The organism is Streptococcus oralis (assembly GCF_026782235.1).
Taxonomy (GTDB): Bacteria; Bacillota; Bacilli; order Lactobacillales; family Streptococcaceae; genus Streptococcus; species Streptococcus oralis_CC.
The window spans coordinates 57,728-79,582 of sequence record NZ_JAKUWE010000002.1; the positions used below are offsets into that span (position 1 = coordinate 57,728).

At 41.3% G+C, this 21,855-nt stretch carries 20 protein-coding genes and 1 riboswitch; of the genes, 19 read left to right on the plus strand and 1 reads right to left on the minus strand.

The window, feature by feature from the left end; all coding sequences use genetic code 11:
* The first annotated feature begins 27 nt into the window (after positions 1 to 27).
* The 11 genes from MK396_RS00745 to MK396_RS00795 all read left to right on the plus strand — a co-directional run bounded on the left by MK396_RS00745 (position 28) and on the right by MK396_RS00795 (position 12,258).
* The gene (locus MK396_RS00745) at positions 28 to 1,008 is read left to right on the plus strand and encodes a nitronate monooxygenase (protein WP_268700433.1); all 981 of its coding nucleotides are present in this window, start codon (positions 28 to 30) and stop codon (positions 1,006 to 1,008) included.
* Between the two features lie 175 nt (positions 1,009 to 1,183).
* Positions 1,184 to 3,157, plus strand: coding sequence for a DHH family phosphoesterase (locus tag MK396_RS00750; protein WP_125840552.1), 1,974 nt, complete (start codon positions 1,184 to 1,186; stop codon positions 3,155 to 3,157).
* Entirely contained in the window at positions 3,154 to 3,606 is a 453-nt protein-coding gene (rplI, locus tag MK396_RS00755; RefSeq protein WP_125840553.1) for a 50S ribosomal protein L9, read from the plus strand. The genes MK396_RS00750 and rplI overlap by 4 nt, the downstream gene beginning before the upstream one ends.
* A 43-nt stretch (positions 3,607 to 3,649) precedes the next feature.
* Positions 3,650 to 5,002 carry a replicative DNA helicase gene (dnaB, locus tag MK396_RS00760; protein WP_254736218.1) on the plus strand — a complete coding sequence of 451 codons (1,353 nt, stop codon included), beginning with the start codon at positions 3,650 to 3,652 and terminating at the stop codon, positions 5,000 to 5,002.
* A gap of 1 nt (position 5,003) precedes the next feature.
* A complete protein-coding gene (locus MK396_RS00765) occupies positions 5,004 to 5,279 on the plus strand; it encodes a Veg family protein (RefSeq protein WP_001278166.1) in 276 nt (91 codons plus the stop codon).
* A 90-nt stretch (positions 5,280 to 5,369) separates the two neighbouring features.
* Positions 5,370 to 6,479 carry an N-acetylmuramoyl-L-alanine amidase family protein gene (locus MK396_RS00770; protein WP_254736217.1) on the plus strand — a complete coding sequence of 370 codons (1,110 nt, stop codon included), beginning with the start codon at positions 5,370 to 5,372 and terminating at the stop codon, positions 6,477 to 6,479.
* A gap of 84 nt (positions 6,480 to 6,563) precedes the next feature.
* Complete coding sequence (gene polA, locus MK396_RS00775) at positions 6,564 to 9,197, plus strand: DNA polymerase I (RefSeq protein WP_254736216.1); 2,634 nt, start codon at positions 6,564 to 6,566, stop codon at positions 9,195 to 9,197.
* A 102-nt stretch (positions 9,198 to 9,299) separates the two neighbouring features.
* A riboswitch (TPP riboswitch) is annotated at positions 9,300 to 9,402 on the plus strand.
* 70 nt (positions 9,403 to 9,472) lie between these two features.
* Entirely contained in the window at positions 9,473 to 9,763 is a 291-nt protein-coding gene (locus MK396_RS00780; protein WP_125840556.1) for a thiamine-binding protein, read from the plus strand.
* Positions 9,726 to 10,484 (plus strand): ABC transporter permease, encoded by a 759-nt coding sequence (locus MK396_RS00785; protein WP_268723370.1) that lies wholly within the window; start codon positions 9,726 to 9,728, stop codon positions 10,482 to 10,484. The genes MK396_RS00780 and MK396_RS00785 overlap by 38 nt, the downstream gene beginning before the upstream one ends.
* A 38-nt stretch (positions 10,485 to 10,522) precedes the next feature.
* A complete protein-coding gene (locus MK396_RS00790) occupies positions 10,523 to 11,530 on the plus strand; it encodes an ABC transporter substrate-binding protein (protein ID WP_268723371.1) in 1,008 nt (335 codons plus the stop codon).
* Positions 11,530 to 12,258: an ABC transporter ATP-binding protein gene (locus tag MK396_RS00795; RefSeq protein ID WP_084852846.1), complete on the plus strand. Its 729-nt coding sequence runs from the start codon at positions 11,530 to 11,532 to the stop codon at positions 12,256 to 12,258. Before MK396_RS00790 ends, MK396_RS00795 begins: the two co-directional genes overlap by 1 nt.
* A gap of 368 nt (positions 12,259 to 12,626) precedes the next feature.
* Here MK396_RS00795 and MK396_RS00800 read toward each other — a convergent pair whose 3' ends face one another.
* Positions 12,627 to 12,842 (minus strand): hypothetical protein, encoded by a 216-nt coding sequence (locus MK396_RS00800; RefSeq protein WP_125840560.1) that lies wholly within the window; start codon positions 12,840 to 12,842, stop codon positions 12,627 to 12,629.
* Between the two features lie 431 nt (positions 12,843 to 13,273).
* On the opposite strand from MK396_RS00800, the gene MK396_RS00805 reads away from it, so the two are divergent.
* From MK396_RS00805 to MK396_RS00840, 8 genes are all read left to right on the plus strand, one after another.
* Complete coding sequence (locus MK396_RS00805; protein ID WP_268723372.1) at positions 13,274 to 13,921, plus strand: hypothetical protein; 648 nt, start codon at positions 13,274 to 13,276, stop codon at positions 13,919 to 13,921.
* Positions 13,922 to 13,924: 3 nt separating this feature from the next.
* The gene (locus MK396_RS00810) at positions 13,925 to 14,668 is read left to right on the plus strand and encodes a Panacea domain-containing protein (RefSeq protein WP_125840562.1); all 744 of its coding nucleotides are present in this window, start codon (positions 13,925 to 13,927) and stop codon (positions 14,666 to 14,668) included.
* A gap of 478 nt (positions 14,669 to 15,146) precedes the next feature.
* Positions 15,147 to 15,605 (plus strand): CtsR family transcriptional regulator, encoded by a 459-nt coding sequence (locus MK396_RS00815; protein WP_084874717.1) that lies wholly within the window; start codon positions 15,147 to 15,149, stop codon positions 15,603 to 15,605.
* Between the two features lies 1 nt (position 15,606).
* Positions 15,607 to 18,039 (plus strand): ATP-dependent Clp protease ATP-binding subunit, encoded by a 2,433-nt coding sequence (locus tag MK396_RS00820; protein ID WP_268723373.1) that lies wholly within the window; start codon positions 15,607 to 15,609, stop codon positions 18,037 to 18,039.
* Positions 18,040 to 18,200: 161 nt separating this feature from the next.
* Positions 18,201 to 19,241: an AAA family ATPase gene (locus MK396_RS00825; protein ID WP_268723374.1), complete on the plus strand. Its 1,041-nt coding sequence runs from the start codon at positions 18,201 to 18,203 to the stop codon at positions 19,239 to 19,241.
* 9 nt (positions 19,242 to 19,250) lie between these two features.
* A complete protein-coding gene (gene pnuC / locus MK396_RS00830) occupies positions 19,251 to 20,030 on the plus strand; it encodes a nicotinamide riboside transporter PnuC (RefSeq protein ID WP_268723375.1) in 780 nt (259 codons plus the stop codon).
* Position 20,031: 1 nt separating this feature from the next.
* On the plus strand, positions 20,032 to 20,805 hold the full coding sequence (locus MK396_RS00835; RefSeq protein WP_268723376.1) for an NUDIX hydrolase: 774 nt from the start codon (positions 20,032 to 20,034) through the stop codon (positions 20,803 to 20,805).
* Positions 20,806 to 21,076: 271 nt separating this feature from the next.
* Complete coding sequence (locus MK396_RS00840; protein ID WP_268723377.1) at positions 21,077 to 21,760, plus strand: hypothetical protein; 684 nt, start codon at positions 21,077 to 21,079, stop codon at positions 21,758 to 21,760.
* Positions 21,761 to 21,855 lie beyond the last annotated feature (95 nt).

The window sequence follows — 21,855 nt, forward strand, 5'->3', positions numbered from 1 at the left end:
ACGGGGATATTGGTGCATCATGCATCCATTTGCCAACAAGAATCAACAGAAAATAAAAGGAGGACTCATATGTCAATTACAAAACTTTTACAGATTCAATATCCAATTTTCCAAGGGGCTATGGCTCAAATCTCGCACTATCAACTAGCAGCAGCTGTTTCTGAGGCTGGAGGTCTGGGAATTATCGCTTCGGGTGGTATGACCGGAGAACAGTTGCGAGAAGAAATTCGTGAACTGAGAAAGTTGACAGATAAGCCTTTTGGTGTCAACATCATGTTGATGATGAAAAATATCAAGGATATTGTGACCGTTATCATCGAAGAAAAGGTTCCAGTGGTAACTACAGGTGCAGGAACTCCTAAGCATATCATGCCTTACTTGAAAGAAGCAGGAATCAAGGTTATTCCAGTTATTGCAAGTGTCAAGCATGCTCAAAAAATGCAAGAATTGGGAGTTGATGCTGTAATCGCTGAAGGTTCAGAAGCTGGTGGCCATATTGGAGAGACCAATACAATGGCTCTTATCCCACAAATCGTTGATGCGGTAACGATTCCAGTCATTGCTGCAGGAGGTGTGGCAGATGGTCGTGGACTTGCTGCTGCGATTGCCCTAGGTGCACAAGGAGTTCAAATGGGAACAGTTTTTCTTGCTTCAGAAGAATGTCCAATTTCTCCAGCCTATAAAGAAGCTATTTTGGCGGCAAGTGATACAGCGACTGCGGTTACAGGCCGCATTGCGGGAGCGCCAGTTCGTTGTATTCGCAATGAGATGACGGATCACTACATTGAATTAGAGCAGAAAGGTACAAACCGAGAGGAACTGGAAGAAATTACGATTGGTTCCCTATCTAAGGCTGTCTATGAAGGTGATACAGTTCATGGTTCAATGATGAGCGGACAAATTGCGGGTTTGGTGAAAGACATCAAACCATGTAAGACTATTTTAGAATCAATTGTGAAACAGGCGCAAGAGTGCCTACAAGACATTCGACTAGAATTAGGTGAATAATGTAATCTAGGCGGAAGATTCTGCACTGATGTGGAAAAAGGAGAGCGAGGCATTTGCTATCCTTTTTTATATATGGTTTCTTTAAGAGCATCTTGCTATAATAAAAGCAGTGCTTTCTCTTTAAAGGTCGCTTTTTAAGGGCTTTTGTGATATAATAATGCGCAAGAGGTTTAGAATGAAAAAAAATAATTTAATCCCGTTTTCTGCAGTCTTACTAGGACTTGCAACTTTCGGAATCTTAACTTTGCTGATTATTTTTTCACATAATCTTGCTGTAACAATCACTGTTTTGTTTTTATTTGTACTGCTTTATCTGCTTTTATTTGTATGGCAAAAAAAACAGTACGAAAAGAGCGAAATTGAACAAATCCAATATGTAAATCACCAAGCCGAAAATAGCTTGAGTACTTTGCTTGATCAAATGCCGGTGGGAGTCCTGAAATTAGACTTATCAAGTGGAGAAGTAGAATGGTTTAATCCTTATGCTGAGTTAATTTTGACAAATGAAGAAGGGGAAATTGATGTTGAGTTAATTCAAGCCATCATCAAGGCTTCTGTTGGGAATCCTGGTTCGTATGCTACCTTGGGCGAAACACGATATGCTGTCCATATGGACAAGGTTTCAGGCGTTTTGTATTTTTTTGATGTTTCTGGGGAGTACGAAGCAACTGTCGAATTGGTAACTAGCCGTCCAGTCATTGGGGTCATCTCAGTGGATAATTACGATGATTTGGAGGATGCGACGTCTGACTCTGATATCAGCCATATCAATAGCTTTGTAGCTAATTTTGTTTCAGAATTTGCTGGTAAGTATGCTATGTTTTCTCGCCGTGTGGGGATGGATCGTTTTTATTTATTCACAGATTATACAGTACTCGAGGAATTGATGAATGATAAATTCTCTGTTATTGATACTTTCCGAGAAGAATCAAAACAGAGGCAACTAGCCCTAACTTTAAGTATGGGATTTTCTTATGGTGATGGAAATCATGAAGAGATAGGGAAAATTGCTTTGCTCAACTTGAACTTAGCAGAAGTTCGCGGTGGTGACCAGGTGGTGGTCAAGGAAAATGATGAGACCAAGAATCCAGTCTACTTCGGTGGAGGAACTGCTGCGTCTATCAAACGTACTCGTACACGTACGAGAGCCATGATGACAGCCATTTCTGATAAGATTCGAAGTGTTGACCAGGTTTTTGTAGTCGGTCATAAAAATCTAGATATGGATGCCTTGGGCTCTGCTGTCGGTATGCAGTTGTTTGCAAGTAATATTATTGAGAACAGTTATGCTGTCTATGATGCAGACCAGATGCCAGCAGATATCGAACGTGCTATTCAGTTCTTGAAGAAGGAAGATGTCACGAAACTTTTATCTCTTACAGATGCGATGAAGCTAGTTACAAGCCGTTCGTTATTGATTTTAGTGGATCACTCAAAGACGGCTTTGACCTTGTCAAAAGATTTTTATGATTTGTTCACCCAAACTATTGTTATTGACCATCATAGGCGTGATCAGGATTTCCCTGAGAATGCAGTCATCACCTATATTGAAAGTGGGGCAAGTAGTGCCAGTGAGCTGGTCACAGAATTGATTCAGTTCCAAAATTCTAAGAAGAATCGTTTGAGTCGTATGCAGGCCAGTGTTTTGATGGCTGGAATGATGCTGGATACCAAGAACTTTACATCTCGCGTAACGAGTCGAACCTTTGATGTGGCTAGCTACCTCAGAACACGTGGAAGCGATAGTATTGCTATCCAGGAGATTGCTGCGACAGATTTTGAAGAGTACCGTGAGGTAAATGAACTCATTTTACAAGGTCGTAAGCTAGCTTCAGATATCTTGATTGCCCAAGCTAAGGACTCAACCACTTATGACACCGTTGTTATCAGTAAGGCTGCCGATGCTATGCTGGCTATGTCCGGTATTGAGGCTAGTTTCGTTCTGGCAAAAAATACACAAGGATTTATCTCTATCTCGGCTCGAAGCCGTAGTAAAATCAATGTGCAACGCATTATGGAAGAGTTAGGTGGCGGAGGCCATTTTAATCTAGCGGCTGCGCAAATCGAGGATATGAGTCTGTCAGAAGCAGGAGAAAAATTGACTAAACTAATCTTGGATGAACTAAAGGAAAAGGAGAAAGAAGAATGAAAGTAATCTTTTTAGCAGATGTTAAAGGAAAAGGAAAAAAGGGCGAAATCAAGGAAGTGCCAACTGGCTATGCTCAAAACTTCCTGATTAAAAAGAATTTGGCCAAGGAAGCGACTGCTCAAGCAGTGGGCGAGTTGCGTGGAAAACAAAAATCAGAAGAAAAGGCTCATGCTGAAATGATTGCTGAAGCAAAAACCATCAAGGCTAAGCTTGAAGCAGAAGAAACGGTTGTAGAGTTTGTTGAAAAGGTTGGACCAGATGGCCGTACATTTGGCTCCATCACTAACAAGAAAATTGCAGAAGAATTGCAAAAGCAATTTGGTATCAAGATTGACAAACGCAATATTCAAGTGCAAGCACCAATTCGAGCAGTAGGTTTGATTGATGTACCAGTGAAGATCTATCAAGATGTTACAAGTGTCATCAATCTTCGTGTAAAAGAAGGTTAAGTTTACAACTTCTTGACAAGATTGTAAAAGGAAGGAAAGTCGGATGGCAGAAGTAGAGGAACTGCGAGTTCAGCCTCAGGATATTTTGGCAGAACAATCTGTTCTGGGGGCTATTTTTATAGATGAGAGTAAGCTCGTTTTTGTCCGAGAATACATTGATTCTCGTGACTTCTTTAAATATGCTCATCGATTGATCTTCCAAGCGATGGTAGATTTGTCGGATCGTGGGGAAGCGATTGATGCGACGACAGTTCGGACGATTTTGGATAGCCAAGGGGATCTCCAAAATATTGGTGGCTTGTCTTACCTTGTCGAAATTGTCAACTCTGTACCAACTTCAGCCAATGCAGAGTATTATGCTAAAATTGTAGCCGAAAGGGCTATGCTACGTCGCTTGATTTCCAAGTTGACAGAGTCTGTCAACCAAGCCTATGAGGCTTCTAAGCCTGCAGATGAAATCATCGCTCAAGCTGAAAAGGGACTCATTGATGTTAGCGAAAACGCCAATCGTAGTGGTTTCAAGAACATCCGTGATATTCTTAATATTAACTTTGGGAACCTAGAAGTTCGGTCACAACAAACAACGGATATCACAGGTATTGCAACGGGCTACCGTGATTTGGACCATATGACGACAGGTCTCCATGAGGAGGAGTTAATCATCCTAGCGGCGCGACCAGCGGTTGGTAAGACAGCCTTTGCCTTAAATATTGCTCAGAACATTGGGACTAAGTTGGACAAGACGGTAGCTATCTTTTCACTGGAAATGGGTGCGGAAAGTCTAGTAGACCGGATGCTAGCGGCCGAAGGCTTGGTGGAGTCTCATTCTATCCGTACGGGTCAATTGACTGATGAGGAGTGGCAAAAGTATACTATTGCCCAAGGAAATCTAGCCAACGCGAGTATCTATATCGACGATACACCAGGGATTCGGATCACGGAAATTCGTTCGCGCTCACGTAAACTGGCTCAAGAAACAGGCAATCTAGGCTTGATTTTGATTGACTACCTACAGCTTATCACAGGAACTGGTCGTGAGAACCGCCAACAAGAAGTCTCTGAAATTTCTCGTCAGTTAAAAATTCTAGCTAAGGAGCTAAAAGTTCCAGTCATTGCTCTTAGTCAGTTATCTCGTGGAGTGGAACAGCGTCAGGATAAGAGACCAGTCTTGTCTGATATTCGTGAATCGGGTTCTATCGAGCAGGATGCGGATATTGTAGCTTTTCTATACCGTGACGATTACTACGATCGTGCGGGTGAAGAGGAGGAAGGAATTCCAAATAACAAGGTTGAGGTTATCATCGAGAAAAACCGTAGTGGAGCTCGTGGAACGGTGGAATTGATTTTCCAAAAAGAATACAATAAATTTTCAAGTATCTCAAAGAGGGAGGCATAAGATGTCAGATGCATTTACAGATGTAGCCAAGATGAAAAAAATCAAAGAAGAGATCAAGGCGCATGAGGGACAAGTCGTTGAAATGACTTTGGAGAATGGCCGTAAGCGCCAAAAAAATCGATTGGGTAAGCTAATTGAGGTTTATCCATCTCTATTTATCGTTGAATTTGGGGATGTTGAGGGAGATAAACAAGCTAATGTTTACGTTGAATCCTTCACCTACTCAGATATCTTGACAGAAAAGAACTTGATTCGCTATCTAGACCAAGAATCCTAAAATGAAGTGAGCTTTGCTCACTTTTTTCTTTTTCTCCCGAATAGTATAAACGAGGGTAACCTCGGAAATTTATATTATTAAGGAGAATGAATGACGTTTTTTAAATCAGGAGTTAAGAAGAGTAGATATACTCAGTTGGGTGTAGGGCTGGCTACTTTGTTCGTTACGAGTACCTTTTTGTTTGGTGGGGAATCGGTTCAGGCTGACAGTGTAGCGCGTGGAGATGACTATCCGCTTCACTACAAAAATGGTAGTGTTGAAATCGATCAATGGCGGATGTATTCTCGCCAGTGTACGTCTTTTGCGGCCTTTCGTTTGAGTAGTGTAAATGGCTTTGAGATTCCTCCTGCCTACGGAAATGCAAATGAATGGGGACATCGTGCAAGGCGAGAAGGCTACCGTGTGGATACTAAGCCAGAAGTTGGGGCTATTGCTTGGTCGACAGAAGGTTATTATGGGCACGTGGCCTGGGTATCAAATGTGTCAGGGGATACGATTGAGATCGAAGAGTATAACTATGGTGTTCGAGAAAAGTATAACCGTCGAAAAGTCAAGGCTAGTTCGATGACAGGTTTTATTCATTTTAGGGATTTATCTGCTAGCCATAGTGCGGGTGAGAATGCTCGTAGCTCAGAGCTTCCGTCCAGTGGGACAATAGTATTCACGGGGAAATCGCCGATTATGGACCAACCGTCAAGTACAGGACAGGTTATTGACTACTATTATGCTGGTGAGAGTGTGAGTTATGATCAGGTTATTGAAAAGGATGGATATAAGTGGCTCAGTTATCTATCCTACAGTGGTGCTAGAAGATATGTGCAGTATGCAGAGTTAAGCAATACAGAGAAAGGCTGGAAAAAAGAAGGAGGGAGTTGGTATTACCGAGAGAATGGTAAGCTAGTGACAGGATGGAAAAAAGTTAACAACAATTGGTATCATTTAAAGGAAAATGGGGCCATGTCAACTGGCTGGATTAAGGATGGCTCTCACTGGTATTATCTAAAGGCATCAGGGGAGATGCAGACAGGTTGGCTCAAGGAAAATGGAACATGGTACTATTTGGAAAGTTCAGGGGCTATGAAGTCTAGTCAGTGGTTCCAGGTAGGCGGAAAATCTTACTACGTCAATGCTTCAGGGGCTTTAGCAGTGAATACTACAGTGGATGGCTATCGAGTGGATAGTAATGGAGCTAGAATCTAGAAAGAATATAAAAAAGAGAACTTCACTACCATTTGCCTATTCTTTCCGATGGTATTTTTCCTTGCTTTCCTTTATAATGGGTGTATGGACAAGAAAAAATTATTATTAATTGATGGATCTTCAGTTGCTTTTCGAGCTTTTTTTGCGCTCTATCAGCAGTTGGATCGTTTTAAAAATGCTAATGGCCTTCATACCAATGCAATCTATGGCTTTCAACTCATGTTGAATCATGTCTTGGAGCGGGTTGAGCCCAGTCATGTTTTGGTAGCCTTTGATGCAGGCAAGACGACTTTCCGAACAGAGATGTATGCAGACTACAAGGGTGGCCGTGCTAAAACTCCAGATGAGTTTCGTGAGCAATTTCCCTTCATTCGTGAGTTGTTAGACCACCTTGGGATTCGCCACTATGAGTTGGCCCAGTATGAAGCGGATGATATCATCGGGACCCTAGGTCGTTTGGCTGAGAAGGATTCTTTTGATGTGACAATCGTTAGCGGAGATAAGGATTTGATCCAGTTGACGGACGAGCATACGGTGGTCGAGATTTCCAAGAAAGGTGTGGCTGAGTTTGAGGCCTTTACGCCAGACTATCTCATGGAAAAGATGGGCCTCACGCCAGCTCAGTTCATTGATCTTAAGGCCCTCATGGGGGATAAGTCTGATAATATCCCTGGTGTCACGAAAATCGGTGAAAAGACGGGTATCAAGCTCTTGCTGGAGCATGGTTCGCTTGAGGGTATTTATGAAAATATCGATGGGATGAAGGCTTCTAAGATGAAGGAAAATCTCATCAATGACAAGGAACAGGCCTTTTTATCGAAAACACTAGCGACCATTGAGACTCAGGCACCGATTGAGATTGGACTAGATGATTTGGTCTATAATGGCCCAGATGTAGAAAATCTTGGGAAATTCTACGATGAGATGGGCTTCAAACAGCTCAAACAAGCTTTAAATGTGTCATCAACGGATATGCCTGAAAGTTTAGATTTCACTATCGTTGACCACGTCAGTCAAGACATGCTGAGCGCAGGCTCTATCTTCCACTTTGAACTCTTTGGTGAGAACTACCATACAGATGACTTGGTTGGTTTTGCCTGGTCCTGCGGGGATAAACTTTACGCCACAGACAAACTTGAGCTCTTGCAGGAGCCGTTTTTCAAGGAATTTTTAGAAAAAACACCTCTGAAAGTGTATGACTTTAAGAAAGCGAAGGTTCTTTTAAATCGCTTGGGTTTGAATCTGCAGGCTCCTGCTTTTGACAGTCGTTTGGCAAAATACTTACTCTCAACAGTCGAGAACAATGAAATCTCAACTATTGCGAATCTCTATGGCCAGACTTATCTGGCTGATGATGAGACTTTCTACGGTAAGGGGGTCAAGAAAGCTATCCCTGAGAGAGAGAAATTCTTGGAGCATTTGGCTCGTAAGGTTGCTGTATTGGTTGAAACAGAGCCGGTTTTACTTGAAAAACTCAGTGAACATGGACAGTTAGATCTTCTCTATGACATGGAGCAACCTCTGGCTTTTGTCCTTGCTAAGATGGAAATTGCTGGTATCAAGGTCAAAAAAGAAACTCTGCTTGAGATGCAGGCTGAAAATGAGCTTGTTATTGAAAAACTGACTCAAGAGATTTACGAGTTGGCTGGTGAAGAGTTTAATATCAATTCTCCTAAGCAGTTGGGTGTGCTTCTCTTTGAAAAGCTCGGTCTTCCTCTAGAATACACCAAGAAAACCAAGACAGGTTACTCGACAGCAGTGGATGTGCTGGAGCGTCTGGCTCCTATTGCACCGATTGTCAAGAAAATCCTCGACTACCGTCAGATTGCTAAGATTCAATCCACCTATGTGGTTGGTTTGCAGGATTGGATTTTGGCTGATGGCAAGATTCATACTCGATATGTGCAGGATTTGACTCAGACTGGGCGTTTGTCTAGTGTAGATCCAAACTTGCAAAATATCCCTGTTCGCTTGGAACAAGGCCGTCTCATTCGCAAGGCCTTTGTACCTGAGTGGGAGGATAGCGTGCTACTCAGCTCGGATTATTCGCAGATTGAATTGCGCGTTTTGGCCCATATCTCTAAAGATGAGCACTTAATTAAGGCCTTTCAAGAGGGAGCAGATATCCATACCTCGACGGCCATGCGGGTCTTTGGAATTGAACGTCCTGAGGATGTGACTCCAAACGACCGTCGTAATGCCAAGGCGGTTAACTTCGGAGTGGTTTATGGGATTTCAGACTTTGGCTTGTCTAATAATCTGGGCATCAGCCGTAAGGAGGCTAAAGCCTACATTGACACTTACTTTGAACGCTTCCCAGGTATTAAAAACTACATGGATGAGGTGGTGCGTGAGGCGCGTGATAAGGGCTATGTAGAGACCCTCTTCAAGCGTCGTCGTGAGTTGCCAGATATTAATTCACGAAATTTCAATATTCGTGGTTTTGCAGAGCGGACTGCCATCAACTCCCCTATTCAGGGTTCGGCAGCAGATATTCTTAAGATTGCTATGATCCAGCTAGACAAGGCTCTAGTTGAAGGTGGCTATCAGACCAAGATGCTGTTGCAAGTGCATGATGAAATCGTACTTGAAGTTCCGAAATCAGAACTAGCAGCCATCAAAGATCTGGTGAAACAAACCATGGAAGAAGCCATCCAACTCAGTGTTCCCCTTATCGCAGATGAAAATGAAGGGGCAACCTGGTACGAGGCTAAATAAGAAAACTATGATAGAGTTTGAAGCATTTGCCTTCAAACTCTTTTCAAGATTTTCTGTAAGCAGTTTCCTTGACTTTTCCTTGTATTTGCGTTATCATATGTCCATATAAGATATGGGAGTCTGTGTACAGTCTGAGAGGAAGTGTTAAACTTCGACCGCACCTGATCTGGGTAATGCCAGCGTAGGGAACGATACTTAGCCGAATTCTGCACCTTTTCCATATATGGAAGGGGTTTTCTTTTTGTCAAAAGGAAACCTGAGAAAAGGAGGTTTTTATGAAAGCAAGCATTGCCTTGCAAGTCTTGCCCCTATCACAGGGGATTGATCGAATTGCTACTATCGATCAGGTTATTGCTTATCTGCAAGCTCAGTCCGTGACCATGGTGGTGACACCATTTGAAACGGTCTTGGAAGGGGAGTTTGATGAACTCATGCGCATTCTCAAAGAAGCGCTTGAAGTGGCCGGGCAGGAGATAGATAATGTCTTTGCCAATGTCAAAATAAATGTAGGAGAGATTTTGAGCATCGATGAGAAACTTGAAAAGTATACTGAGACGACACATTAGTCTGCTAGGATTTTTGGGTGTCTTATCTCTTTGGCAGGTAGCAGGTTTCTTAAAACTCCTACCAAAGTTTATCTTGCCGACACCACTTGAAATCCTTCAGTCTTTTGTTCGTGACAGAGAATTTCTCTGGTACCACAGCTGGGCAACCTTGAGAGTAGCTATACTCGGTTTGGTGTTGGGTGTCTTGATAGCCTGTATCATGTCCGTCCTTATGGATAGTCTGGGCTGGTTAAATGACCTGATTTACCCAATGATGGTGGTTGTCCAGACCATACCGACCATTGCCATAGCGCCTATTCTGGTTTTGTGGCTTGGTTATGGAATCTTGCCCAAGATTGTCTTGATTATCTTGACGACAACTTTTCCTATCATCGTCAGTATTTTGGATGGATTTAGGCATTGTGACAAGGACATGCTGACCTTGTTTAGTTTGATGCGAGCAAATCCTTGGCAAATTCTCTGGCATTTTAAAATCCCTGTCAGCCTGCCCTATTTTTATGCAGGTTTGAGGGTCAGTGTCTCCTATGCCTTCATCACAACAGTGGTATCTGAGTGGTTGGGAGGTTTTGAAGGACTTGGTGTTTATATGATTCAGTCTAAAAAACTGTTTCAGTATGATACCATGTTTGCCATTATTATTCTGGTGTCGATTATCAGCCTTTTGGGCATGAAATTGGTCGATGTTAGTGAAAAATATGTGATTAAATGGAAACGTTCATAGGACAAGAACGTTTGAGAAAAAGAAAAGAGGAAATGAAAATGAAGAAAATATGGAAAGTGTTTTTAACGCTTGTAACAGCTTTTGTAGCTGTCGTGCTGGTAGCTTGTGGCCAAGGAACTGCTTCTAAGGACAATAAAGAAGCAGAAGTCAAGAAGATTGACTTTATCTTAGATTGGACCCCAAATACCAACCACACAGGACTTTATGTAGCCAAGGAAAAAGGCTATTTCAAAGAAGCTGGAGTGGATGTTGATTTGAAATTGCCACCTGAAGAAAGCTCGTCTGACTTGGTGATCAATGGCAAGGCGCCATTTGCTATCTATTTCCAAGACTACATGGCTAAGAAATTGGAAAAAGGGGCAGGAATCACTGCCGTTGCCGCTATCGTTGAGCACAACACATCTGGAATCATCTCACGTAAATCGGACAATGTCAGCAGTCCAAAAGACTTGGTTGGGAAGAAATACGGAACTTGGAATGACCCGACTGAACTTGCTATGTTGAAAACCTTGGTGGAATCTCAAGGTGGAGACTTCGAAAAGGTCGAAAAAGTACCAAACAACGACTCAAACTCCATCACACCAATTGCCAATGGCGTCTTTGACACTGCTTGGATCTACTATGGGTGGGACGGTATCCTTGCCAAATCTCAAGGTGTAGACGCCAACTTCATGTACTTGAAAGACTATGTCAAGGAGTTTGACTACTACTCACCCGTTATCATCGCAAACAACGACTATTTGAAAGACAATAAAGAAGAAGCTCGTAAAGTCATCCAAGCTATCAAAAAAGGCTACCAATACGCTATGGAACACCCAGAAGAAGCTGCAGATATCCTCATCAAGAATGCTCCCGAACTCAAGGAAAAACGTGATTTTGTCATCGAATCGCAAAAATACTTGTCAAAAGAATACGCAAGCGACAAGGAAAAGTGGGGACAATTTGACGCAGAACGCTGGAATGCCTTCTACAAATGGGATACAGAAAATGGTATCCTCAAAGAAGACTTGACAGACAAAGGCTTCACTAATGAATTTGTAAAATAATGACAGAAATTAGACTCGAACATGTAAGTTATGCCTATGGCGATGAAAAGATTTTAGAGGATATCAACCTGCAGGTGACTTCGGGTGAAGTAGTTTCTATCCTGGGACCTAGTGGTGTTGGAAAGACCACCCTCTTTAACCTAATCGCTGGGATTTTAGAAGTCCAGTCTGGGCGAATTGTCCTTGATGGCGAGGAAAATCCTAAGGGGCGCGTGAGTTATATGTTGCAAAAAGATCTCCTCTTGGAGCACAAGACGGTGCTTGGCAATATCATCCTGCCCCTCTTGATTCAAAAGGTGGATAAGGCGGAAGCTATTGCACGAGCAGATGAAATCCTTGCGACCTTCCAGCTGACAGCCGTACGGGATAAGTATCCTCATGAACTTAGTGGTGGAATGCGCCAGCGTGTGGCCTTGCTTCGGACCTACCTTTTCGGGCACAAGCTCTTTCTCTTGGATGAGGCCTTTAGCGCCTTGGACGAGATGACCAAGATGGAACTCCACGCTTGGTATCTGGAGATTCATAAGCAACTGCAGCTAACGACCTTGATCATCACACATAGTATTGAAGAGGCCCTCAATCTTAGCGACCGCATCTATATCTTGAAAAATCGCCCTGGGCAGATTGTTTCAGAAATTAAACTAGATTGGTCTGAAAACGAGGACAAGGAAGTCCAAAAAATTGCCTACAAACGACAAATATTAGCAGAATTGGGCTTAGATAAGTAGAAAAATAGGGAGTTGGTGAAGATTATTCTTTTTTTGAAAAGTTACAAGTCGCTGAAGAAGTTAGCCAATCTTAGAGATACTCCAGGCGCATTTGAAACCAAAGCTGTCGGGATGGTCAAAATGATAGACTCTTATAGTGGTGGCCTAGACGAAAAGAAACGTGATATATTTTATAATTGATTTATTGTTTCCCAAAAACAAACGCATACTTTAAAAGAACTATATAGATTACTGGATATTGATAAAACAGAGTATGATCGTCTCAAAAGTGAAATCTTACTAGATTTTGCTCGTAGTTACCGAGAAGGAGCATTATTTATATATAAAGATAAAAACTAATGATGAAATAAAGGCCCTTAGAAAAGAAACTAGGGGCTTTTTAACTGTTCGATTTTATCAGCAATTTCAACTTTTAAAATTTCATTTTCAAACAATCTCATCCATCGTAAACCTGTTTTAACAGATAAAGCATTATACTCTTCATCAAAAGTATCCTTATCCTCAAAAAGACAAATTCCCTCAAAGGTATGGTTATCAACGTCTGTAATCGTTACAACTTTATTGTTAAACTTTCTAAGTTCCATTTTTATTTTCCTGATTTTGTAGTACTATAGTTAATAATCTACCTAATCTCATACCTCAATTGTTTTTAGGGGAACGGTAGAAGTGACATCGAACAACTTATAGGTATCGTGATTTGTAGCTAATATTTGGTAGGTATGTATGAGCTGGAAAAATATAAATTTGAGTTAAGTACCTTAAGCAATTACTTTTAAATTCTTCTAGTATGTTAGAATTTTTATCTATCAGGTATTATAAATAGCATTAAAATATCATTCATACATTTTATAATAAAACGAGGGAAAAACATAACCAAAATGATTGACAAAATGCACAAAAAAAGGTACATTAAGAGAAAGTGTATAATATAATCATAAAGAATCGAGGTAAACACAGGGGACAGATGTGACGTTTGTGTTTATTTTATTTGTAGATAGGTAGGAGATTATCTAAGGTGGTTATAGAATCTTATGATTATGAAAATGTTGTTGAAATTATTAAGAGGATTAATGATTTACACTTTGACTTTTCCTGTAAATTGGAACCTGATTTGACTTGTAATTTAAGACAAACCATTGATAAAGTGGCAGATATGACAGGTGCAAATCCTGATTTTCAAAAACTTATTGATTTATATAAGGCAGAGTTAACTCAATTTGCGGCAGAGTTGATAGACTTTTCAACAGAATATTCTGGAGTTAGATACAGAGTTAAGCAGTCAGAGTCGATTGGTGAAAAAATCAGGTATTATTTAGGTGACCAACATGAGAATGGTAAAGTACCTATAATTAAATCTCTCAATGATTTGTTGGGTTTTAGAATATTTGTACAAGATGTAGACTTGGTTCACGATGAATTAAAAAATGATATAAATATTAAAGTTCATATAGATAGAATGTATATGAGAAAGAAAGATGGATATATTGGATTACATATATATTTTAAAAATCATAACAATAAATTCTTTCCGTGGGAATTACAGATTTGGAATGTACGTCATGCTGAATTAAATGAAAATCTCCACAAAGAACACAAACAAAAACGGAAATATACTTCATTAGCAAAAGATTATTACCAAGCTAATTTAGAAAAGGAGGGGTGAGAGATGTTTCAACATTTTATTATAGTTGCTAGCTCATATACTAAAGGCTCAAGAGTTGGTTTTCATATAGCTGCTCCAGAAGGTAAGTTAGAAAACGATAGGATTAGAAGTATTTTAGATCGGCTCAAAGAAATTAAGCGGAATGATGTCGGAATACATTCGTTTACATCTGATGATAGCACGTGGGAAAGCGTGCTTAAATTTGATTCTTTTTTTGAAGATGTAATGATTTGTGAGGATTTTGAAGAATTTGAAGAAATTGTAAAATCAGACTTAAAACTTTCTGCGATTGATATTGCAAAGTTTTTCTTGGCAATTCAAGCTACCTCGCATTTAAAATTACAAAAATTAATTTATCTAGCATATAAAAAATATCTATTGAAATATGAGGAACAGCTATTTCCTGAAAAAATAGTCGCTTATGATTATGGACCAGTCGTACAAGAGGTTTATCAAAAATTTAAAAAGTATGGTGCAGACACTATAGAAACAGATAGTGCTCCAAAGTATATTTTAAAGGATATTCATCTTTCCCAAGCTCTTGGCAGAATGCTCCTCGTAAAAGAATTTGAAAAAGTAGTTCCTATTCTTTTAGAAACTGTTGACGAATATGGTGATTTAACAGCAAGTGAATTAGTCGGTTTAACTCACTCAAAAAACGGACCTTGGGACTCTGTATATAAAAGATATCAAAATTGTGAGATAACAGATGAAATAATTATTTCACATGCAAAATATGAAGGGTAGTAGAATGAGCTAGTTTTGACTAGCTCATTCTTGGTTCCTATTATAAGTGCAACAATAAATACAACTTGTTTTGAAAACTCAATATAAATAATTAGTTAGGAAAGTTATTATATCTTATGCCTAATTAGAGTAGTAGAAATGTAAGGTGATACAATTTAGGTCTTCAAAAAGAGTGCAAAAAGTTATTTAGACATGAATTATTAAATGATTTAGTAGAATTATCGTCCATAAAGTAAAAAGCACGTTTGACCGTGCTAGTTTCTTGCCTGCTGAACTCGTCAATATTACGCCCTTTTTAGGGCTCTTTTTGTGGACTTTTTTAGGAACTTTCAAGAAAAACTAAGGCGATTTAATGCCTAAATGTTTTTAAAGAAAGTCAGTATTTTCAAGGGCTGAGCTCTAAAAATTTGACTTATAGAGTGTTAAATGATAGTATAGTCAAAGATAGTCAAGGTTCAAAGAAGGAGTTTGATTTACTATGAGATTTAAAAATACATCAGATCATATCGAAGCCTATATCAAGGCGATTTTAGACCAATCTGGTATTGTGGAATTGCAACGGAGTCAGTTAGCAGATACCTTCCAGGTTGTACCGAGTCAGATTAACTACGTCATCAAGACCCGCTTTACGGAAAGTAGAGGTTACTTAGTTGAGAGTAAACGAGGTGGTGGAGGCTACATTCGCATAGGGCGGATTGAGTTTTCCAGTCATCATGAGATGCTCCGCGATTTGCTTTACTCGATTGGTGAGAGAGTTAGTCAGGAGATTTATGAGGATATTCTCCAACTTTTGGTGGAGCAGGACTTGATGACCAAACAGGAGATGACCTTACTGACTTCAGTAGCAACGGATCGTATCCTAGGGGAAGAATCCTCAGTTGTCCGTGCCAATATGCTCCGACAGCTATTACAAGAGGTAGATAGAAAAGAGAAGTAAGATGAACTATTCAAAAGCATTGAATGAATGTATCGAAAGTGCCTACATGGTTGCAAGCCATTTTGGAGCTCGTTATCTAGAGTCTTGGCATTTATTGATTGCCATGTCCAATCACAGTTACAGTGTGGCAGGTGCGACTTTAAACGATTATCCTTATGAAATGGACCGTTTAGAAGAGGTTGCGTTGGAACTGACTGAAACAGACTATAGCCAAGATGAAACCTTTACGGAATTGCCCTTTTCCCATCGTTTGGAGGTTCTCTTTGCAGAAGCAGAGTATGTTGCCTCAGTGGTCCATGCAAAGGTGCTAGGGACAGAGCATGTTCTCTATGCGATCTTGCATGATGGTAATGCCTTGGCAACTCGCATCTTGGAGAGAGCAGGCTTTTCTTATGAAGACCAGAAAGATCAGGTTAGAATTGCTGCTCTTCGTCGCAATCTAGAAGAACGTGCTGGCTGGACTAGAGAAGATCTCAAGGCTTTGCGTCAACGTCATCGCACAGTAACGGACAAGCAAAATTCCATGGCCAATATGATGGGTATGCCTCAAGCTCAAAGTGGCGGTCTCGAGGACTACACGCATGACCTGACGGAGCAAGCGCGCTCTGGCAAGTTAGAGCCAGTTATCGGTCGAGACAAGGAAATCTCACGTATGATTCAAATCTTGAGCCGGAAGACCAAGAACAATCCTGTCTTGGTTGGAGATGCGGGTGTCGGGAAAACAGCTTTAGCACTTGGACTTGCTCAGCGTATTGCTAGTGGGGATGTACCTGCGGAAATGGCAAAGATGCGTGTTTTGGAGCTTGATTTGATGAATGTTGTTGCGGGGACACGTTTTCGTGGTGACTTTGAAGAGCGTATGAACAACATCATCAAGGATATTGAGGAAGACGGCAAAGTGATCCTCTTTATCGATGAACTTCACACCATTATGGGTTCTGGTAGCGGTATTGATTCGACTCTGGATGCAGCTAATATCTTGAAACCAGCCTTAGCGCGTGGAACTCTGAGAACGGTTGGTGCAACCACTCAGGAAGAATACCAAAAACACATTGAAAAAGACGCAGCTCTTTCTCGTCGTTTTGCCAAAGTGACGATTGAAGAGCCAAGTCTAGCTGACAGTATGACTATTTTGCAAGGTTTGAAGGCTACCTATGAGAAACACCATCGTGTGCAAATCACAGATGAAGCTGTTGAAACAGCTGTCAAGATGGCGCATCGTTACTTGACCAGTCGTCACTTACCAGACTCTGCTATCGACCTTTTAGATGAAGCGGCAGCAACAGTGCAAAACAAATCCAAGCAGGTGAAAGCAGACGAATCCGACTTGAGTCCAGCTGACAAGGCCTTGATGGATGGCAAGTGGAAACAAGCTGCCCAGTTAATAGCAAAAGAGCAGGAAGTCCCTGTCTATAAAGACTTGGTAACAGAATCTGAAATTTTGACGACTTTGAGTCGCTTGTCAGGGATTCCAGTTCAAAAACTGACTCAGACTGATGCTAAGAAGTATCTAAATCTTGAAGCTGAACTACACAAACGTGTCATCGGTCAAGATAAAGCTGTTTCAAGTATTAGCCGTGCGATTCGCCGCAATCAGTCTGGGATTCGCAGTCACAAGCGTCCGATTGGTTCCTTTATGTTCCTAGGACCAACGGGGGTCGGTAAGACCGAATTGGCAAAGGCTCTGGCAGAAGTTCTCTTTGATGACGAATCAGCCCTTATCCGCTTTGATATGAGCGAATATATGGAGAAATTTGCGGCTAGCCGTCTCAATGGAGCTCCTCCGGGCTATGTGGGCTACGAAGAAGGTGGGGAGTTGACTGAGAAGGTTCGCAACAAACCATACTCCGTTCTCCTCTTTGATGAGGTAGAGAAGGCCCATCCAGACATCTTTAATGTGCTCTTGCAAGTCTTGGACGACGGTGTCTTGACAGATAGCAAGGGACGCAAGGTGGACTTTTCAAATACCATTATCATCATGACGTCAAACCTTGGTGCGACAGCCCTTCGTGACGACAAGACAGTTGGCTTTGGGGCCAAGGACATTCGTTTTGATCAGGAAAATATGGAAAAACGCATGTTTGAAGAGTTGAAAAAAGCTTATCGACCAGAGTTTATTAACCGTATTGATGAAAAGGTGGTCTTCCATAGCTTAGATAGCGAACACATGCAGGAAATCGTTAAGATCATGGTTAAACCATTAATTGCTAGCCTAGCAGAGAAAGGCATCGACTTGAAACTGCAAGCTTCAGCGTTGAAGTTACTAGCAAGCCAAGGTTATGATCCAGAAATGGGAGCCCGTCCACTTCGTAGAACACTGCAAACAGAGGTGGAAGACAAGTTGGCAGAACTCCTTCTTAAGGGGGAACTGGTAGCAGGCAAGACTCTCAAGATTGGTGTCAAAGCTGGTCAATTAAAATTTGATATTGTTTAAAAATGGAGAATCAGGAGTTGTCCTGATTCTTTTTTGTTACCTTTTTATAAAAAATGATAAAAAACTATTGACGAAACAAAAATATAGTATATAATAAAAACATAGAAAATAAAAATATCAAAAATTATAAAAAGGTAAAACGTTTATGAAAAAAAACAGCAGTGGTATTTGGAACCTTCGCACCTCTCCATCAAGGGCATATCGATCTGATCCAGCGAGCGAAGCGTCAGTGTGACCAGGTCTGGGTAGTCGTTTCAGGCTACGAGGGAGATCGAGGTGAGCAGGTAGGTTTAAGTCTTCAAAAACGATTTCGCTATATCCGAGAGGCTTTTCGGGATGACGAGTTGACCTCTGTCTGCAAGCTGGATGAGACCAACATTCCCCGTTACCCTATGGGCTGGCAGGAGTGGTTGGACCAGATGTTAGCGGAGATTTCCTATGATGAAACCCAGCAAGAATTGACTTTTTTTGTGGGAGAAGAAGAATACCAGCAAGAGCTATCTAAACGTGGATTTGGTATTGTCTTGCAAGAAAGAAAGTTTGGTATCTCAGCGACTATGATTCGAGAAAATCCAAGCAAATATTGGAAATACATCGCTCAACCTTTTCGCCGTCAGTTTACCAAGAAAGTGTTGATTATGGGAAGTGCCAGCAATGGGAAGACCACTCTGGCCAAGGATTTGGCAAGGTATTACGATGCGCCTGTTAGTCTGGAATACGCGCGTGAGTACCAGATCAAAAACAATGTCCGCGACGATGAATTGACTCCAAAGGATTATTATTATCTCCTTTTAGGGCAGTATGACCAGACCTCCAAACTAATCGATAGCAATGCCAATCGAGGCCTTGTGATAGCCGATACCAACTCCTTGGTAACAAAAGGATACTATGACTATTACATGGAGACTGAGGACCAAGAGGACTTATCAGGAGAAACCTTTGACAATCTCTTTGCCTCTATCTTGGCTAAGGAAAAATGGGACTTGATTCTCTTCGTGCAACCCGTTGGCTCCTATGTCAATGACGGATTTAGAGATATGACCATGGCAGAAGACCATATTCGCTACAGTTTTTCCCAGCATTTGGATCAGATGAGGGAGCTATACTTAACGACCATTCCTTTAGTTTATCTAGCGGAGGATTACCTAGGTAATTATGAAGCAGCAAAAGTGGCTATTGATGCCATTTACCAAGCAGATTAGGAGAAAATGATGAAAAAACTAACTGAAAAAATCACACAATTTATCGAAAATTTTAAAAATGTCCATGCCGAAGCCCGCAAGATTGGTTCTGCAGGAATCATGCGCTTGCTCTGGAAAGATCTCTTTGTTGGCCGTAGCCTTTTCCAGTGGTTGTATCTCATCGCCCTGTCAAGTGTTCCCTTGATCTTGGAGTTTACACAAAATACGGAAAGTCATGACTGGCTGAGTTTGTTTGCATCCTGGACTGGGATTGTCTGTGTCATCCTAGTAGCAGAAGGTCGTGCAAGCAATTATCTCTTTGGAGCCATTAACTCGGCTATCTATTTGATTTTGGCTATGAATGCGACTTTTTATGGCGAAGTTTTGACAACTGTTTACTTCTTTGTCATGCAGCCGATTGGTCTCTATGCTTGGTTGTCCAATCGTATCAATGACCAAGGAAAACCAGAAGAATCCCACTTTGAAGCTAAGAAATTATCTGTGATTGACTGGCTCAAGTACTTAGCCTTGACTGCCATTATCTGGATTGGTATGGGCTTGGCTTACCAAAGTATCCATAGTGCTCGCCCTTTCCGTGATAGTGTTACCGATGCGACCAATGGTGTTGGTCAGCTCTTGATGACACGTCTTTACCGTGAACAATGGATTTTCTGGATTGCAACCAATCTCTTTAGTATCTACCTCTGGTGGGGTGAAAATATCCACATTCAAGGGATGTACTGGGTTTACACACTGAACAGTCTAGTGGGATGGTACCAATGGACCAAGGCAGTTCGAAAGGAGGCTTAAAATGGTAGACACGAAGATTCCAGCAGGGATGACGGAAAAAGAATATTATGAAATTCATGCAAGTCAGGAGGAGTTTTTGGATTGGTACTACAAGCAGGAACTCCCTCAATATGAAAAACCAAGTGTGACAGTGGATATGGTAGCCTACTGCTTTGTCGAAGGAAAAATCAAGCTCTTGCTAATCCGTCGCAAGGCCCACCCTTATCAGAACTGTTTAGCCTTAGTTGGAGGCTTTATGGACAAGGGACAAGATGCTGCACATGCCTGCCAGCGTGAGGTGAGAGAAGAAGTCAATCTGGATCTACCTTTGGAAAAAATCGAGCAATTAATGACCGTATCGACCCCTGGGCGTGATCCGCGGGGCTGGACAGTGACCATTGCCCACTTGGTGTACTTACCTAGCCGTGCCTTAGACCTCGTTCAGGCAGGAGACGATGCCAAGGATGTGGTTTTCGTAGATGTCGACTTTCAGACAGGCAAATGCTACCTTGAGGGAGTGGAGCTGGAGGAGCAAGCCTTCGCCTTTGACCACTATGCCATTATCCAAGAATCCATCAAACGAATCCAAGGCCGTCTTGACTGGAATCCGACCTTCCTCTATCTGCTGGAGGAAGAGTTCACTGTCTACGAGGGGACTGAACTGGTCAATCTCATCAACCCCGGTGGCCCAATCGTCAGCAATAACTTTCTCGTAAAATACGGAGAATATGTAGAAGAAGTTGGGCTCAAACGAGTGCCTAAAAAGAAACCAAGAAAAACCTATCGATTGAAATAAAAAGTGAGGCCGGGACAAAGTTCCCGACCTCTTTATTTATCATCATTTTTATGAATGGCTATCTTTCTTAGAATTACACAAGAGCGATGCAAAAAATATGACTCTAATCTAAGAAATTTTCTATTTTTTCGTTTCGATTACGAATTGAAATAGTAGAGAGAAATTTTTTAAACTAGTTTCTCTAAATAGTTGACAGATTCAAGGTCTAATGTTACAATTATATTACAAAAAGATTTCTTAATATTTCAAAAACATTATAAAGGAGTAAAAAATGAAAAAGAAAACCTATATAAAATTGATGGCAGCGACTGTGTTGGCTTCTACCTTGCTACTAGGAGCTTGTGGAAATAAAAACGAAACCGCTCAAATCAGTAGCTCTGCCAAGACAAGTCAATCATCAAGTTCCAAAGCAGCTTCTTCTAGCAAAGAAAGCAAGACTCAAAAATCTTCAAGCTCAGCTTCATCTGAAAAGGCCCAGGCATCTTCTGGTCAGTCTTCTACAGCGGCGGATCAGTCACAAGCGAAACCAGCGCCTGAATCAAGACAAGAACAAGCAGCCCCTAGTCAGCAAGCTCCATCTCAGGCACCTTCAACTCAGCAAGGCTCTCAAGCCCAGTCTAACCAGTCAGGCTATGATCCAACAACTGACCGCAAACTTCAAGACAAGCAAGCAGAACACAACAAACGCTACAAGGGTGTTTTAACCATGGTCGATGGTGATTTCTCAGCAGCTGCAGGCAACTGGAAGGGAGCGAATGGCGAAACTATTACGGTTTCATCAGGGGGCCAATTTACAGTAGAAACTGCAGAAGGAAATAAAGAAAACTACTCTATTAGAGGCTACTCTTACACTCTTGATGATGGCAAGTATAATGCTAAAATCGGTGGAGGAAAAATCATCCAAATTACAACAGGTGCGGATGGTAATGTTTCAAGTGTTGCCTTGATTCAATAATAAAATTTGGTGTTTTAACTCTTACTAGAAATCGTTCTGTAAAAGAGTGAGTCAACTGTTTTTCACTTAGTTTCTCCAAGAGAAAGTGGTATAAT

Excerpts from the sequence above, each read along its gene's own strand:
- MK396_RS00750 (WP_125840552.1), top strand. The coding sequence starts at position 1,184 with ATGAAAAAAAATAATTTAATCCCGTTTTCTGCAGTCTTACTAGGACTT.
- rplI (WP_125840553.1), top strand. The coding sequence starts at position 3,154 with ATGAAAGTAATCTTTTTAGCAGATGTTAAAGGAAAAGGAAAAAAGGGC.
- dnaB (WP_254736218.1), top strand. The coding sequence starts at position 3,650 with ATGGCAGAAGTAGAGGAACTGCGAGTTCAGCCTCAGGATATTTTGGCA.
- MK396_RS00765 (WP_001278166.1), top strand. The coding sequence starts at position 5,004 with ATGTCAGATGCATTTACAGATGTAGCCAAGATGAAAAAAATCAAAGAA.
- MK396_RS00770 (WP_254736217.1), top strand. The coding sequence starts at position 5,370 with ATGACGTTTTTTAAATCAGGAGTTAAGAAGAGTAGATATACTCAGTTG.
- polA (WP_254736216.1), top strand. The coding sequence starts at position 6,564 with ATGGACAAGAAAAAATTATTATTAATTGATGGATCTTCAGTTGCTTTT.
- MK396_RS00780 (WP_125840556.1), top strand. The coding sequence starts at position 9,473 with ATGAAAGCAAGCATTGCCTTGCAAGTCTTGCCCCTATCACAGGGGATT.
- MK396_RS00785 (WP_268723370.1), top strand. The coding sequence starts at position 9,726 with ATGAGAAACTTGAAAAGTATACTGAGACGACACATTAGTCTGCTAGGA.
- MK396_RS00790 (WP_268723371.1), top strand. The coding sequence starts at position 10,523 with ATGAAGAAAATATGGAAAGTGTTTTTAACGCTTGTAACAGCTTTTGTA.
- MK396_RS00795 (WP_084852846.1), top strand. The coding sequence starts at position 11,530 with ATGACAGAAATTAGACTCGAACATGTAAGTTATGCCTATGGCGATGAA.
- MK396_RS00800 (WP_125840560.1), bottom strand. The coding sequence starts at position 12,842 with ATGGAACTTAGAAAGTTTAACAATAAAGTTGTAACGATTACAGACGTT.
- MK396_RS00810 (WP_125840562.1), top strand. The coding sequence starts at position 13,925 with ATGTTTCAACATTTTATTATAGTTGCTAGCTCATATACTAAAGGCTCA.
- MK396_RS00815 (WP_084874717.1), top strand. The coding sequence starts at position 15,147 with ATGAGATTTAAAAATACATCAGATCATATCGAAGCCTATATCAAGGCG.
- MK396_RS00820 (WP_268723373.1), top strand. The coding sequence starts at position 15,607 with ATGAACTATTCAAAAGCATTGAATGAATGTATCGAAAGTGCCTACATG.
- pnuC (WP_268723375.1), top strand. The coding sequence starts at position 19,251 with ATGAAAAAACTAACTGAAAAAATCACACAATTTATCGAAAATTTTAAA.
- MK396_RS00835 (WP_268723376.1), top strand. The coding sequence starts at position 20,032 with ATGGTAGACACGAAGATTCCAGCAGGGATGACGGAAAAAGAATATTAT.
- MK396_RS00840 (WP_268723377.1), top strand. The coding sequence starts at position 21,077 with ATGAAAAAGAAAACCTATATAAAATTGATGGCAGCGACTGTGTTGGCT.